Raw genomic sequence first — 14,399 nt, 5'->3', positions numbered from 1 at the left:
AGGCGTGGTACATCTTCCGCTCCGCAATCAGCCGGGTGCTGACGCGCGGCTGATCGAAAGGCTGAACAGGTCATTTGAATGAGATTTTTATCCTTTATCGCCGCATTCCTGATTGTCGCCGCGGCAAGCTTGCCCCAGGCTTCCGCTCAAAGTTCCCCCGACGTCTTCGAGGCCGAGACCTTCTCGCTCGAAAACGGGCTGCAGGTCGTCGTCATCCCGCAGCGGCGGGTGCCGGTCGTGACGCATATCCTTTTCTACAAGGCCGGAGGCGCTGACGAGGAAAGGGGGCAGTCGGGCATCGCGCATTTTTTTGAGCACTTGATGTTCAAGGCCACGAAAAACCACGAGGCCGGCGCGTTCGAGGCCGCGGTAAAGGCGGTGGGCGGCAGTCAAAATGCCTTCACCACCAGCGATTTCACCGCCTATTTCGAGCAGGTGCCGCCGAGTGCGCTCAAGGATATGATGGCATTCGAGGCCGACCGCATGCGGAACCTTGTTCTGAGCGACGATGCAATCGAGACCGAGCGGCGCGTGGTGATGGAGGAGCGCCTGATGCGGGTCGACAACGACCCGTCCGGCATCCTGCGTGAGGCGGTGGGCGCCAATCTTTTTCACAACCATCCCTACGGCACGCCCGTCATCGGGTGGATGCACGAAATCGAGAAACTGACGAAAGAGCAGCTCCAGACCTTCTACGATCGTTACTATCGCCCCAACAACGCGGTCCTGGTGGTCGCCGGTGACGTGGATGCGGAAACGGTCCGCAAGCTCGCCGAGGAAACCTATGGCAAGCTGGAACGCGGGCCCGACCTGCCGCCCCGTATTCGCCCCATGGAGCCCGATCTCAAGGTGGAGCAGGTGGTGATCCTGCGCGATCCCCGTGTGACGTTGCCCTCTTTTTCGCGTAACTGGTTCGGCCCGGCGCCATTTGGCGAGAACGAGCAGGACGCCGATGCGCTCGTGCTCCTTTCCACGATCCTCGGCGGCGGCGAGCGCAGCAGGCTTCACCAGGAATTGGTGGTGAAGAGGCAGATCGCGTCTTCCGCCGGAGCATGGACCTCCATGAATCTCCGCGATTATTCGCAAATGGGCGTCTACGCCTCGCCCATAGATCCGGACAAGTTGCGCGAGGTGCAGCAGGCCGTGGACAAGGAAATCGAGAAGATGGCATCCGAAAACGTGTCCGAGCACGAGCTCGAGACTGCTAAGAAGGTGCTGGCGAGCCAGCTCATCTTCTCCTGGGAAAGACAGATGTCGCGCGCCCTGGAAGTAGGTACGACGCTGATGGTGGGCGGCACGCTCGATGACGTCGCATCGATCCGCGAGCGCATCGATGCGGTGACGGCCGATCAGATCCGTGAAGCAGCGCAGCGCTACCTGTCGGTTCGCCGCAGCGTGGCCGGTTATCTCCTTCCCGTCGATGCGGAGGACCCGGCATGAGAATCGAAAGAACCGCATTGGCCATGGTCATGAAAGCATCACATCGCACTTGCCTGCGGGCGATGTCGCTCGGACTGGTTCTGTTTGCCCTTGTCCTTCCGGCCCGCGCTGATCTCGATATTGCCGAGGTTACTTCGCCGAAGGGCATAAAGGCATGGCTGGTGGAGGACCAGACGGACCCGATGGTTGTCATCTCCTTCGCCTTCATGGGCGGCAGCAACAATGACCCCAAAGGCAAGGAGGGCGTCGCCGACTTGATGGCCTCGCTGCTCGACAACGGCGCCGGCGACCTGGACTCCGATACCTTCCAGCAGCGTTTGTACGAGACCGGAGCCGATCTCTCCTTCCGCGCGAGCCCGGAGCTCATTTCGGGCAGGCTGAGAGTTCTTGCCGGCGAAACGGAGGAGCCGCTGGAGCTCCTTTCGCTTGCCGTGAAGTCTCCGCGCTTCGACGAGCCCGAATTCGCCCGTGACAAAGCGGTTGCGATCTCCGACGAGCGGTCGAGCAGCAACGATCCTGACGTGCGCGGGCAAAAGGCTCTGATGGCCGCTCTTTATGGAGATCATCCGCTGGGCCGCCCGGTGACGGAGGATACCCTTGCTGCCGTCACACGCGAGGATCTGGCGGCCTTCCACAAGAAGCTTTTCGCCCGCTCCAACCTGCTCGTGGGCGTGGTCGGCGCGATCGATCCGGCCACGCTTGAACGCGTGCTCGACCAGGTCTTCGGCGATCTTCCGGCGGAGGCCGAGGTGGCCGAAGTCCCTGCTCCGAAGATCAATTTCGGAAAGGTGGTTCGCGAGGTCTACGATCGGCCGCAGACATCTATCAGCTTCGTCTATCCCGGCGTTTCCGCGACCAGCCCTGACGTCTATTCCGCCACGCTCCTGGCGGAGATAATGGGCGGCAGCGGCTTGAGCTCTCGGCTGTTCACGGAACTGCGCGAGAAGCGCGGCCTCACTTATGGCGCCTATGCCAACCTGGATGCCAATATCGACTGGGGCGATCTGTCCATTGGCGTGGCCACGGGCAGCGACCGCGCGGCCGAAACGATCAGGACAACGCGGGAGGTTGTTCGCCAGATGGTCGAAGAGGGTCCGACGGAGAGGGAACTCGCCGACGCCAAGAAATACGCGATCGGCTCCTATGCGATATCGCAGTTGAGTTCGAGCAGCCAGATCGCAAACACGCTGGTGGGCCTGCAGAGGCTTGGCCGCGGCAGGGACTACATCCAGAAGCGCGTTGGCCTTTTCGAGGCGGTTACGATGGATGAGGTGAAGGAAATGGCGACGCGGCTTCTTTCGGTCGAGCCGACAGTCCTCCTTGTCGGGCCGGAGATGAAGGCCGAGAACTGAAAGAAAAACGGCAGCCGGACCCACCGGCTGCCGCAGGGAAAGGCTGGGGCCTTTTCCGGAACTGCGGGCGATACGAAGCCGTTCGTTCTGGGAGGGCAAAGGCAATGGTTGATCAGAAGCGCGCCAAGGCAGAGTCCGGCTTCGTCACACGCAAGTCGTCAACCCCAAGCTTTGCCATCGCCTTTGGCGGCGGCGGCGCGCGGGGGCTTGCGCATATCCATGTCATCGAGGCGCTGGACGAATTGGGCATTCGTCCGGCCGCCATTTCAGGCTCTTCCATCGGCGCGATCATGGGAGCGGGGATGGCCGCCGGCATGCAGGGCAAGGAGCTCCGCGCCCATGCAGCCTCGGTCCTTGCCCGCCGGTCAGAGGTGGTCGCACGTATCTGGCGCGCCCGGCCGGCCAAATTCTCGGAAATGATGGAAACGGGCCTGCGCTTGGGCCAGTTCAACGCGGAGCGCATCCTGAAGGAGTTTTTGCCGCGGCAGATACCCGACACGTTCGAGAAGCTCGAAATCCCGCTGCGGGTAACAGCCACCGACTATTACGGCCACCACCTCACCGTATTCGATAGCGGAGAACTCTGGTCGGCGCTTGCGGCCTCCGCGGCGCTTCCGGCGGTGTTCCGCCCGGTAATGCGCGACGGCCGCATGCTGATCGACGGCGGCATCTACAATCCGGTTCCCTTCGACATACTGGAAGGCGCCGCCGATATTCTGATCGCCGTCGACGTGGTCGGCGTGCCCAGCGTCCGCACGTCTAAGATTCCCAACACGATCGAAATGATGTTCGGGACGACGCAGCTCATGATGCAGTCCATCATCGCCATGAAGCTGCAGAAGCAGCGGCCGGACATTCTGCTGAGGCCGGCTATCTCCGGCTTCCGTGTGCTCGACTTCATGAAGATGGATGAGATCATGGCTGAAACCGCATCCATCAAGGACGAGCTGAAGCGCGGCGTGGAGGCGCTTTTGAAGCGGGACGCGGCCTGACCCGTAAAAATTCCTAGCCCGAATTCTCCTTCACTGCCGGATCGAGGCGGCGCGCTTCGCGCGCGGGCTTTGTCAAAGGCTCGGGCGTGACCGGACGGACATGCATTCTGTCGCCGCCCGCCTGGATACCCTCTACGGCCTGAATCGCAAGCCGCTCTTCGTCACGGCGGCGCACGTCCTCCACGATTTCCAGGGCGACCTCTTCGCTGGTCCCGAGCTCTGTCAGCGAGCGCTGGCCGAAAACGAGCGCGGATTCGAACGTCTCGCGAATCTCGTAGTCGACGCCTCGTGCCTTGAGCGAAAGCGTATGCTCGCGGTCGTAGGAGCGCACATAAAGCTTCACATGCGGAAACTCGGACCGGATCATGTTGACGATAGCATCCGTCGTCGCACGAACATTGGTGCAGACGGCAACCACCTTGGCTTTGTTGATTCCGGCGGCCTCCAGCACCTCTTTGCGCCGCCCGTCGCCAAAATAGATGCGAAAGCCGAATTTCTCGACCGATCGCACGCGTGTGGCCGAATGATCGATGATCGTGACATCCACCCCACCTGCTAGGAGGATCTGCGAGGCGACCTGGCCGAAACGCGAGAAGCCGATCATCAAGATCTCGGAACCTGCGCCGTCGAACGTCTCGTCGATTTCCTCGCGCTCCTCGGGAAGCATCAGCAGCGCGCCCATGCGGACCACGGCCGGTGTCATTGCCATGGAAAGCGTGACGATCGCGATGAGAAGCGAGGCGGTTTCAGGCGAGAAGATCAGCGCGGCGGAAGCTGCCGTGAATAGGACGAAGCCGAACTCGCCGCCTTGCGGGAGCAAGGAGGCCACATGGACAGCCTGGTTGTGTTGACAGCCGAACAGCCGGCAAATGCCGTAAAGGAGAACCGCCTTCGCGAGCATGAAGGCGGGAACAAGGCCAAGAACCAGAAGCCAGTTTTCCAGCACCACGTCTAGATCGAGCGAGAGGCCGATGGCCATGAAGAAGAGCCCGAGCAAGATGCCGCGGAAGGGCTCGATATCGGCGGTAAGCTCGTGACGATAAGACGAGTCCGCGAGCAGCACGCCGGCGATGAAGGCGCCGAGGCCCATCGACAATCCCGCGACTTGCAGGAGCGTGGCAGAGCCGAGCACCACCAAAAGAGCCGCGGCGATCATCGCCTCGCGCGCGCCGGTGCTTCCGATAAGCCGGAAGAGCGGATTGAGGAGATATCGCCCGGCCAGGATGAGCGCGGCAACGCAGGCAAGTGCCAGTGCAAAACCGCTAAAGGTAATGTCCTCGGCGCCCTCGCCCCCCGGTGAGAGCAGCGGGATGAGCGCCAGAAGCGGTGCGATCGCGAGATCCTGCAGGAGCAGGATGGAAATGGCCGTTCGGCCATATGGCCGATTGAGCGTGCCTTCCGACTCCATGATCTGCACGCCAAAGGCCGTGGAGGAGAGCGCGAGGCCGAAGCCGATTACGACCGCGGCAGCGGGCGATAAGCCGAAAAAAACGAGAGCGGCGAGCGCGAGCACTGCCCCTGTGACCACGACCTGAGCGGCCCCCAGCCCGAAGATCTGCCGCCGCATGGCCCAGAGGCGGGAGGGATTGAGATCAAGGCCAATGAGAAAGAGCAGGAAGACGACGCCAAGCTCGGCGATAGGCAGGAGATCCTCTCCGTCGGAGATTAGGCGCGCAACCGGCCCCATCGCAATACCGGCGGCCAGATAGCCGAGGACGGTGCCGAGCCCAAGCCGCTTGAATAGTGGAGCCGCGATCACGGCGGCTCCCAGAAGGAGGAGTGGCTGGTAATATGTATCCAGGGCTGCTTCCATGCGCGCTATCCGTTTTTTCTTGTCAGCGGACGGGGGTATGCGCAGTCGCCATTGCGCCACCCCTTCGGCCACCATAAATGGAAGTCCATGTCCAAGTCTTGCCCACTCTCTCATCTCCTCCAAATTGTTGCCATAGCGCCGCAAGGCGGTGTTTTCGGAATTCTGTCCCGGAGCCAATATGCCTCTCGATGAAAAAAGCCTCCTCGACCGCGTAACCAGCCTCGTGGAGGCAGCGAAACGCGCCGGCGCGGACGCCGCCGATGCCGTGGTGATGCGTTCCCGCTCGAGCAGCGTCTCGGTTCGGCTTGGAAAGGTCGAAGGCACCGAATCGGCTGAAAGCGACGATATGTCCTTGCGTGTCTTTGTCGGACGGCGTGTCGCGAGCGTTTCGGCGACGACGAGCTCCGACCCGGCGGTCCTGGCCGAGCGGGCCGTGGCCATGGCGAAAGCCTCTCCCAAAGACCCCTATCAAGGGCTTGCCGACCGCCATCGGCTCGCGCGCGAAGTCGCCGATCTCGATCTGGTCGATCCGACCGAGGTTTCCGCCGAACGCCTCAAGGAGGATGCGCTCGCCGCGGAGGACGCCGCCCTTGCCGTGCCTGGCGTTACCAATTCTTCTGGAGCCGGCGCGAGCGCGGGAACAGGCGGTTTGGTGTTGGCCACCTCTGACGGTTTCGTCGGTGAATACTCGGCCACGCGCTTCGGCCGCTCGCTGAGCGTCATTGCCGGCGAGGGCACGAAGATGGAGCGCGATTACGACTACTCGTCGCGGCTTCACTTCGCCGATCTCGACACGCCCGAGAAGCTGGGACGCACAGCAGGAGAGCGTGCCGTCAAACGCCTCAACCCGCGCCGCGTGAAGACCGGTGTTTTTCCTGTGATCTACGATCCGCGGGTGGCGCGCGGGATTGCCGGCCATATTGCTTCGGCGATCAACGGTGCGGCGGTCGCGCGCAAGACGACATTTTTACGGGAGATGATGGGCAAGAAGGTCGCTGCCGAAAACATCACGGTGACGGACGATCCCTTTCGGCGCCGGGGCTCGAATTCCCGGCCTTTCGATGGCGAGGGCATTGCCGGTGTTCCGCTGGTGCCGGTGGAAAAAGGCGTTCTGACCACGTGGCTTCTCTCCAGCTCGGTAGCGCGGGAACTGGGGCTTGAAACGAACGGACGCGGCGTGCGCGCCTCCTCGTCCGTCAATCCTTCCTGCACGAATCTCGCCATCGAGCCGGGGGAAGGCTCTGCCGAGGACATGCTGGCTTCGGTCAAGAGCGGCTTTTATGTGACGGAGTTGTTCGGCCATGGTGTGGATCTTGTCACCGGTGACTATAGCCGCGGCGCTTCCGGTTTTTGGATCGAGAACGGCGCGATTGCTTATCCGGTGTCGGAGATCACCATTGCATCGAATCTGAAGGACATGTTCCTGCGCATGACGCCCGCGAGCGATCTAGACCGGAACTACGGCATTGCCGCCCCGACGCTGCTCATCGAAGGGATGACGATTGCCGGTGAGTGAGGCCTCCTTCACCCCTGCGCAAGAGCTTTCGCTGATCGTCGAGGCGGCGCGGGAAGCGGGTCGGATCGCGATGGGTTATTTCCGGCGCGATCCGGAAGTGTGGTGGAAGGACGGCAGATCGCCGGTAAGCCAGGCCGATTTGGATGTCGATCTTTTCCTGCGCCGGGTCCTGCTTGAGGAGCGCCCCCACTATGGCTGGCTATCGGAGGAGACGGCCGACAACAAGGAAAGGCTGAACGCACCACGCACATTCGTGGTGGACCCGATTGACGGGACGCGCGCGTTCATCGACGGGCGGAGCTCCTGGTGCGTGAGCATAGCGGTGGTCGAAAACGGACGTGCGGTGGCCGGTGTACTGGACTGTCCGGCGTGCGGGGAGATTTTCAGCGCCGTTCGAGGCGGCGGAGCACACCGCGACGGCCGGGCGATCAGTATCAAGACGCCGGGCCGCGAGCTTTCGCTCGCCGGGCCGAAAAATATGATCAAGGCCTTGCCGCCGGAGATCTATTCCAAGGTGGCGCCTCACCCCTATGTGCCCTCTCTCGCCTATAGAATTGCCCTGGTGGCGAGCGGTGCACTGGATGCCACTTTCGTGAAGCCTTCCTCCCATGACTGGGATCTGGCAGCGGCCGACCTCATCCTGGAGGAGGCGGGGGGAAGTATCGTCGACGGGGCGATGCGGCGCCCCCATTATGCCGGGCCGGACCCGCGCCGTGGACCGCTTGCGGCAGGCAGCGGGAGGCTGCTGGAGATCATGGCCGGCGTCGTTGCCGAAATCCGGGAATAGCCGGCATACGGAGCCTTCTTGGCACCCGGGAAGTGCAAAGGTTTTCAAAGGGCACGAATTAATCTAGATCAGGCGACTGCTTCGCGGGCTTGCCATAAAAGTTCCAAGAATGGGGAAGATGAGCCGATGGCTGACGATCAGGGTAAAAAACAGCTTCTTCATCTCGTTTTCGGCGGCGAGCTGAAGACGCTTACGAGCACCGAGTTTCGCGATCTTGATGCATTGGACATCGTGGGCATCTACCCAGACTACAAGAGTGCCGAGGCCGCATGGCGGGCAAAGGCGCAGCAGACCGTGGACAATGCTCACATGCGCTACTTCATCGTTCATCTTCATCGTCTGCTGGATCCGGACGCTGGCAATAGCGGGCGTAGCTGAGTTGATGGCGGAAAGGGCGGTTGTTGCGTCGGTGAAAGAGCAGCGTCGGGAGCGGCCAATGAAAGCGTTTTGGCGGCGCATCCGCCAGCCGCTCGCGCGCTCCCGTTTTGTGAAGAATTTCCTCGCCTCCCTGATGGCGGCGGCTCTGCGCTTCATCGAGCGGACCAATCGGCGCGTGGAAGGTTCCCACGATGTGGAAGGCACGGTCGACAAGCTCTCGCCACTCATCATAGCGCTCTGGCACGGGCAGCATCTTCTTGCGCCGGCGATCAAGCCGCGCCGGCAGCCGCTGGTGGCGCTCTTTTCCAGAAGTGCCGATGCCGAACTCAATGCGCTGGTGGCCGAGAAGATGGATATTCAGGTGGTTCGCGGTTCAGGCGGGCGGCAGCAAAAGAATAGCGCTCAGAAAGGGGGGGCGGCCGCGCTCATCCAGCTGAAGCGCGCGATTGACGCCGGCTCGAACGCGGCGATGATCGCAGATATCCCCCACGGCACGCCGCGCGAGGCGGGCTTGGGCGTTGTCACTCTTGCAAGGATTTCCGGGCGCCCGGTCGTGCCCATGGCAATCGCGACCAGCCGCCGCAAGGTGCTGGAGCGCACATGGGACAAGACGGCGATCAATCTCCCGTTCGGACGATGTGCCGTCATCATGGGGGAGCCGATCCACGTGGCGGTGGATGCGGATGAAAATGAGATGGAGCGCAAGCGGCAAGAGGTGACGGACGCGCTCAATCTTGCCACGCGCCGCGCCTATGCGCTTGTGGATGGAACCTCCTCCAACCGCGGCCGTGACACCCGATGAGCGAGCGTTGGGCACGCGCCATGCTGACGACCTATCGCTGGGCGGGCGCGGCCGCCTTCCCCTTCGTCGGCGGCTATGTCGCCTGGCGTGTCAGCAAGGGCAAGGAGGACCGGGCCCGGCGGCACGAGCGTTACGGCAGGTTCGATATCCCCCGCCCGGAGGGCCCGCTGGTCTGGATGCACGCCGCCAGCGTAGGCGAGACCATGGCCGTGATGGGGCTGATCGAGCATTTTCTGGCGAGCGGCATCAAGGTTGTGCTTACGACCGGCACCGTGACATCGGCGAGCGTGGCTTCGGAGCGGCTCGGAGATCGCATCATCCATCAATATGTCCCTCTCGACCTGAAGCCGGCGGTCAGCCGCTTCCTGAACCACTGGAGGCCCGACTTGGCCGTCATGGCGGAGTCGGAGATCTGGCCGCTGACGATTCTGGAGTTGGGCGCCCGCCGCGTTCCCCAGGTTCTGGTGAACGGCCGCATGTCGGACCGTTCCTTTGCGCGTTGGCAGCGCCGGCCCTCGCTCGCAGAAGCGCTTTTTGAGAACCTGGCCCATGTGGTGGCGCAGTCGGAACTGGATGGAGCGCGTTTTCGCCAGCTTGGCGCGCGACCCGTTACGGTTTCGGGCAATCTCAAGGTCGATACCCATGTGCCGCCCGTCGACCAGAGCGCGCTGGATCTGCTGAGGCGCACAATCAACGGCCGCAAAACCTGGGCTGCCGTTTCCACCCATGAGGGGGAGGAGATGATTGCGGCCGACGTCCACATGCTCGTGAAAAAGCGGCATCCGGATCTCCTGACGATCATCGTTCCGCGCCATCCGGAGCGCTGTGCGGCTCTGAAGGCCGAACTGGCGGCCCGTGGACTGAAGGTTGCCTTGCGCAACGGAGGTCCTCTGGTTTCGCCATCCACGGATATCCTGCTCGGCAACAGCATCGGCGAGATGGGGCTTTATTTGCGGCTGACGGAGATCGCCTTCGTCGGCCGCTCCATGACCGGGAAAGGGGGGCAGAACCCGCTGGAACCCGCGATGCTGGAAACCGCGGTCCTTTCCGGGGTCAATGTCGAGAACTTCCGGGACTCCTATCGCAGGCTGATCGAACGCGGCGGGGCCAAGCTGGTGCGCGACTCGCAAATGCTTGCCGGGGCGGTTAATTTTCTTCTCAAGAACGACGAGATGCGTCAGGGGATGATCGCCGCGGGCAGAAAGACGGTGAAGGAGATGTCGGGCGCACTCACGCGGACTTTGAGCGCGCTCGATCCCTTCATCCATCCGCTGACCGTCAAGGCCCGCCTGCAAGGCGGCGATACAGGGGGGTGATCTGATGGCCGCAAGCGAAGCGCCGCCCTTCTGGTGGGAGAAGCCGGATTGGCGCGCTTGGGCGCTCTGGCCTTTGTCGTCGGCTTACGGATTCGCCGCCAGCGCGCGATTGCGGGCGGCTAAGCGTGAGAAGATTCCTGCCGCCGTCCTTTGTATAGGCAACCTAACGGTCGGGGGCGAAGGCAAGACGCCGATTGCCATCGCGCTCGCCCGGCATGCCATGAGGAAGGGCCTGACGGTCGGATTCCTGAGCCGTGGCTATGGCGGCAGCCATTTTAAGCCGCACATTGTAAGCCCGGAGGACGATTCCGCTCGCGCAGTGGGGGACGAACCTCTTCTTCTGGCGCGCCAGGCCCTGACCGTCATTTCCCGGGACCGGGCCGCAGGGGCGCGCCGTCTCGTTCAGGCAGGCTGCAATCTCATCATCATGGACGACGGCTTTCAGAGCGCGCGGCTCCACATGGATTATGCGCTCATCGTTGTCGATGCCATGCGCGGCCTCGGCAACGGGCACGTGTTTCCCGCCGGGCCGATGCGCGCTCCGCTCACGGAGCAGATGCGCTTTGCCGACGGGGTGGTGACCATGGGGGAGGGGGATGCGGCCGACATCGTAGTGCGCAGCGCTTCGCGCGCCGGCCGGCCGGTCTATTCGGCGCGCATCCGGCCGCGCTCCCGGAACGGCCTTAAAGGCAAGCGCGTGCTCGCCTTCGCGGGGATCGGCAATCCCCGGAAATTCTACGCCACGTTAAAAGCGTGCGGCGCGGACATCGTGTTGGAACGCTCCTTCCCCGATCATCATCTTTTCACCGAAGAGGATGTGAGCGAGCTTTCGCGGGAGGCAGCAAAGGAATCCCTTCTGCTCGTCACCACGGAAAAGGATTTCGTCCGGCTGCAGAACAGCATGCAGCCCATGCGGGATTTCGCCGCCTCCGTCCAGGCTCTGAAGGTTGAGGCGGTCTTCGATGAGCCCGGAGCGCCGGATGCCATCATCAACGCTGCCCAGCAGGCTTGGCGGGAGCGCATGCTGAAGCGCTGATGAGCTTGTGCGCCGTTCAGGACCCACAATGTGCTAGCGCCGCCGAAGCTCCGGATGCAGCTCGAGTTCTCTCTGGAAGGAGATCTCGGCATTGAGATATGGCTCCTGGCGCGCCACGCTCCAATATTTGAGCTCCTCAAGCGGGATAGGTTCCCCTGTCACCGCACAGCGCACGAACGCGCCGGGGGTCAGAACCTGAAAATCCCCGTCCAGATAACGGATGCGTGCTTCACGGGCGCCCGGGCCCTCGAAACGGTTCATGCCTTAGCCTTTTGCCTGCGCGCTTCTTGCGCCATATTCGCTTGATCCGTCAAGCGCGACCCCTAACGACGGCCGAACAAACGCTCGATATCCGCAAGCTTCAGCTCGATATAGGTCGGCCGGCCGTGATTGCACGTTCCTGAGCCGGGCGTCGCCTCCATCTGTCTCAAGAGAGCGTTCATCTCTTCCGGCTTGAGCCTGCGGCCGGACCGGATGGAGCCGTGGCAGGCCATCGTGGCGGCGATGTGATCGATGCGCTTTTTGAGGCTGTTGGCCGTGTCATTGTCCGCGATTTCGTCGGCGAGGTCGCGGATGAGGGCGGCAATATCCACCTCGCCCAGCATGGAGGGCGTTTCCCGCACGCAGATGGCACCCGGCCCGAACCGCTCGACACCGAAGCCGAGCCGCGCCAGGAATTCCGCGTGCGCGCAAAGCCACTCGGCATCCTCCTCCGGCAGGTCCACGATCTCCGGCATCAGGAGCATTTGCGAGGGGAGCGGCTTGGAGTGGATTGCATCCTTCAGGGCCTCGTAAACGAGCCTCTCATGGGCCGCGTGCTGGTCGACGATGACAAGCGAATCCTCCGTCTGCGCGACGATATAGTTTTCATGCACCTGCGCCCTGGCAGCACCGAGCGGACGGCCCACGAGATCCGACAGAGCCTCAAGGGTGCCGGCGCGCGCATCGGCACTGACGACCGATCCTATGTCGAAGACAACCTGCTGCGCCTCGGCAAAGCCGTTTGCCGCGGGGGGAAAGGCATCTTCAAGCGGACGGCTGGGCGAAAGCTCCATGCTCCATCCGCCTCGAGGGCGCTCTGTGCCGCTGAAAGGCCGGCCAGTGAAGTCATTCGCCCCGTTTGCCCGGGACGGGCCTTCCGGAACGCGAAAGGCTTGCAGCATGGCGGCCGCACCTGTGGTGGCAGCGCGCACTCCCGCCCCCTCCAGCGCCTGACGGATTGCGCCGACGATCAGGCCGCGCACGAGGCCGGGATCGCGGAAGCGCACATCCGCCTTGGCGGGATGGACATTGACGTCCACCAGAGCGGGATCGAGGGAGATGAAGAGAGCGGTTACGGCGTGCCGATCTCTTGGCAGCGCATCCATATAGGCGCCGCGAATGGCGCCCGCGATCAGCTTGTCGCGCACCGGCCTTCCGTTCACATAGGCAAACTGGGCAAGCGCGTTGCCGCGGGTGAAGGAAGGAATGGAGGCATAACCGGTAAGAAACACGCCCTCCCGCTCCGCATCGATCGGCAGGGCGTTCTCGGCAAAATCCTTGCCGATGATCTGGCCGAGCCGGCGCAGGAGGCCATCGCCGTCGGCAGAAACGGCGGGCAGCTCGGTGGACGTGCGGTCGGTGCCGGAAAGCATGAAGCGAACGGCGGGAAAGGCGAGCGCGATGCGCTTCACCACCTCCGTGATGGCCGCTGCCTCCGCCCGCTCGCTCTTCATGAATTTGAGCCTCGCCGGAGTGGCGAAGAAGAGGTCGCGGACCTCCACAGTCGTGCCCCGATTGGCCGCCACAGGCTTGACGGCACTGGCTTTTCCTCCATCCACCGTGATCTCCGCTCCGCCATCGGCGTCCGGCGTGCGCGAGCGCAGCGTGAGCCGGCCCACCGAGCCGATGGAAGGCAGGGCTTCGCCGCGAAAGCCGAGCGTGCGAATGTCGTGGATGTCGCTGGTGAGCTTGGAGGTGCAATGCCGCGCGACAGCCAAAGGCAATTCTTCCGGCGGAATCCCGCCGCCGTCGTCGATCACGCGGATAAGGTTGAGCCCGCCGCCGGCAGTCGCCACCTCGATGCGCTTCGCGCCGGCGTCGAGCGCATTCTCCACAAGCTCCTTCACGACGCTTGCCGGCCGCTCGATAACCTCGCCGGCGGCAATCTGATTGATGATAATGTCGGCTAGCGCTCGGATCGGCATGGCGATTTTATAACGGGATTCGCCTTCCGGGCGAAGGGCCGCGCGGAGGTTACCCCCTTTCTTGAAAATCCTAAGCGCCAGGCTTTGAAACCCCAGGGATTTGCCTTTCACCAGCCGAGGGAGATGCCCCATCAGCCTGGGCTGGCGGCAGGAATGTCAGGTGGGTTCAGCCCCGCCCTCGATAGGGCGGCACGCCTGTTTCGGGAACCCAGGCGTCCTTTGGTGGCGTGCCCGTCTGCCAGAAGACGTCGATGGGGATGCCGCCGCGCGGATACCAATAGCCGCCGATTCTGAGCCAGAGAGGCTTGGTCGCTTCCACGATGCGCCTGCCGATCATCACCGTGCAATCCTCATGGAAGGCGCCATGATTGCGGAAAGAGGTGAGGAAGAGCTTCAGCGATTTCGATTCCACCAGAAGCTTGTCCGGCGCGTAATCGATCACGATATGAGCAAAGTCCGGTTGGCCCGTTACCGGGCAGAGCGACGTGAATTCCGGGCAGGTGAAGCGGACGATTGCCGCCGGCCCGTCGCCGCGGGAAAATGGCGCCGTCTCGAGCGTGGCAGCTTCCGGAGAGGCGGGCGCTTGCGTTTTGCTCCCGAGCTGCGTCAGGTTGCGGGTATCGGTCATGGGAATGACTCCCTTTGGTTCTGTGTCGGCGGCCTTATATGCCTTCGCCCGGTCGAATGGAACGGAAATAGCCGCGACCGCAGCTCCGCATTTGACGGATGGCGCGCGACATGTCTAAGCGAATAGCCCTAAACGGTCCGCTGCGGCGGTCTG

General features: G+C 63.0%; 13 protein-coding genes. 9 read left to right on the top strand and 4 right to left on the bottom strand.

Annotated elements, in window-relative coordinates; translation table 11 throughout:
• Positions 1-78 precede the first annotated feature (78 nt).
• The 3 genes from GNP00_RS05405 to GNP00_RS05395 all read left to right on the top strand — a co-directional run bounded on the left by GNP00_RS05405 (position 79) and on the right by GNP00_RS05395 (position 3,784).
• Positions 79-1,440, top strand: a complete 1,362-nt coding sequence (locus GNP00_RS05405; RefSeq protein ID WP_011579777.1) for a M16 family metallopeptidase — start codon at positions 79-81, stop codon at positions 1,438-1,440.
• Complete coding sequence (locus tag GNP00_RS05400; protein ID WP_011579778.1) at positions 1,437-2,792, top strand: M16 family metallopeptidase; 1,356 nt, start codon at positions 1,437-1,439, stop codon at positions 2,790-2,792. Before GNP00_RS05405 ends, GNP00_RS05400 begins: the two co-directional genes overlap by 4 nt.
• A 104-nt stretch (positions 2,793-2,896) precedes the next feature.
• Positions 2,897-3,784, top strand: a complete 888-nt coding sequence (locus GNP00_RS05395; RefSeq protein WP_011579779.1) for a patatin-like phospholipase family protein — start codon at positions 2,897-2,899, stop codon at positions 3,782-3,784.
• A gap of 13 nt (positions 3,785-3,797) precedes the next feature.
• Here GNP00_RS05395 and GNP00_RS05390 read toward each other — a convergent pair whose 3' ends face one another.
• Complete coding sequence (locus GNP00_RS05390; protein WP_011579780.1) at positions 3,798-5,597, bottom strand: monovalent cation:proton antiporter-2 (CPA2) family protein; 1,800 nt, start codon at positions 5,595-5,597, stop codon at positions 3,798-3,800.
• A 178-nt stretch (positions 5,598-5,775) separates the two neighbouring features.
• On the opposite strand from GNP00_RS05390, the gene GNP00_RS05385 reads away from it, so the two are divergent.
• From GNP00_RS05385 to lpxK, 6 genes are all read left to right on the top strand, one after another.
• Positions 5,776-7,113 carry a TldD/PmbA family protein gene (locus GNP00_RS05385; RefSeq protein ID WP_011579781.1) on the top strand — a complete coding sequence of 446 codons (1,338 nt, stop codon included), beginning with the start codon at positions 5,776-5,778 and terminating at the stop codon, positions 7,111-7,113.
• The gene (locus tag GNP00_RS05380) at positions 7,106-7,900 is read left to right on the top strand and encodes an inositol monophosphatase family protein (RefSeq protein ID WP_011579782.1); all 795 of its coding nucleotides are present in this window, start codon (positions 7,106-7,108) and stop codon (positions 7,898-7,900) included. The genes GNP00_RS05385 and GNP00_RS05380 overlap by 8 nt, the downstream gene beginning before the upstream one ends.
• Positions 7,901-8,026: 126 nt before the next feature.
• Positions 8,027-8,278 (top strand): DUF4170 domain-containing protein, encoded by a 252-nt coding sequence (locus GNP00_RS05375; protein ID WP_011579783.1) that lies wholly within the window; start codon positions 8,027-8,029, stop codon positions 8,276-8,278.
• A 58-nt stretch (positions 8,279-8,336) separates the two neighbouring features.
• Positions 8,337-9,080, top strand: coding sequence for a lysophospholipid acyltransferase family protein (locus GNP00_RS05370; RefSeq protein WP_011579784.1), 744 nt, complete (start codon positions 8,337-8,339; stop codon positions 9,078-9,080).
• Positions 9,077-10,396: a lipid IV(A) 3-deoxy-D-manno-octulosonic acid transferase gene (gene waaA / locus GNP00_RS05365; RefSeq protein ID WP_166015763.1), complete on the top strand. Its 1,320-nt coding sequence runs from the start codon at positions 9,077-9,079 to the stop codon at positions 10,394-10,396. The genes GNP00_RS05370 and waaA overlap by 4 nt, the downstream gene beginning before the upstream one ends.
• A 4-nt stretch (positions 10,397-10,400) precedes the next feature.
• Positions 10,401-11,432 (top strand): tetraacyldisaccharide 4'-kinase, encoded by a 1,032-nt coding sequence (gene lpxK, locus GNP00_RS05360; protein ID WP_011579786.1) that lies wholly within the window; start codon positions 10,401-10,403, stop codon positions 11,430-11,432.
• A 33-nt stretch (positions 11,433-11,465) separates the two neighbouring features.
• On the opposite strand, the gene GNP00_RS05355 is transcribed toward lpxK, so the two are convergent.
• The 3 genes from GNP00_RS05355 to queF form a co-directional block, all read right to left on the bottom strand.
• On the bottom strand, positions 11,466-11,693 hold the full coding sequence (locus GNP00_RS05355) for a DUF2093 domain-containing protein (protein ID WP_011579787.1): 228 nt from the start codon (positions 11,691-11,693) through the stop codon (positions 11,466-11,468).
• Between the two features lie 62 nt (positions 11,694-11,755).
• The gene (mutL, locus tag GNP00_RS05350) at positions 11,756-13,618 is read right to left on the bottom strand and encodes a DNA mismatch repair endonuclease MutL (protein WP_166015761.1); all 1,863 of its coding nucleotides are present in this window, start codon (positions 13,616-13,618) and stop codon (positions 11,756-11,758) included.
• 166 nt (positions 13,619-13,784) lie between these two features.
• A complete protein-coding gene (queF, locus tag GNP00_RS05345) occupies positions 13,785-14,246 on the bottom strand; it encodes a preQ(1) synthase (protein WP_011579789.1) in 462 nt (153 codons plus the stop codon).
• Between the last annotated feature and the right edge of the window lie 153 nt (positions 14,247-14,399).

The organism is Chelativorans multitrophicus (assembly GCF_011317445.1).
In the GTDB taxonomy this organism is placed as follows: domain Bacteria; phylum Pseudomonadota; class Alphaproteobacteria; order Rhizobiales; family Rhizobiaceae; genus Chelativorans; species Chelativorans multitrophicus.
The sequence above is the reverse complement of the archived record's forward strand: the minus strand, read 5'-3'. Positions and strand labels throughout refer to the sequence as shown.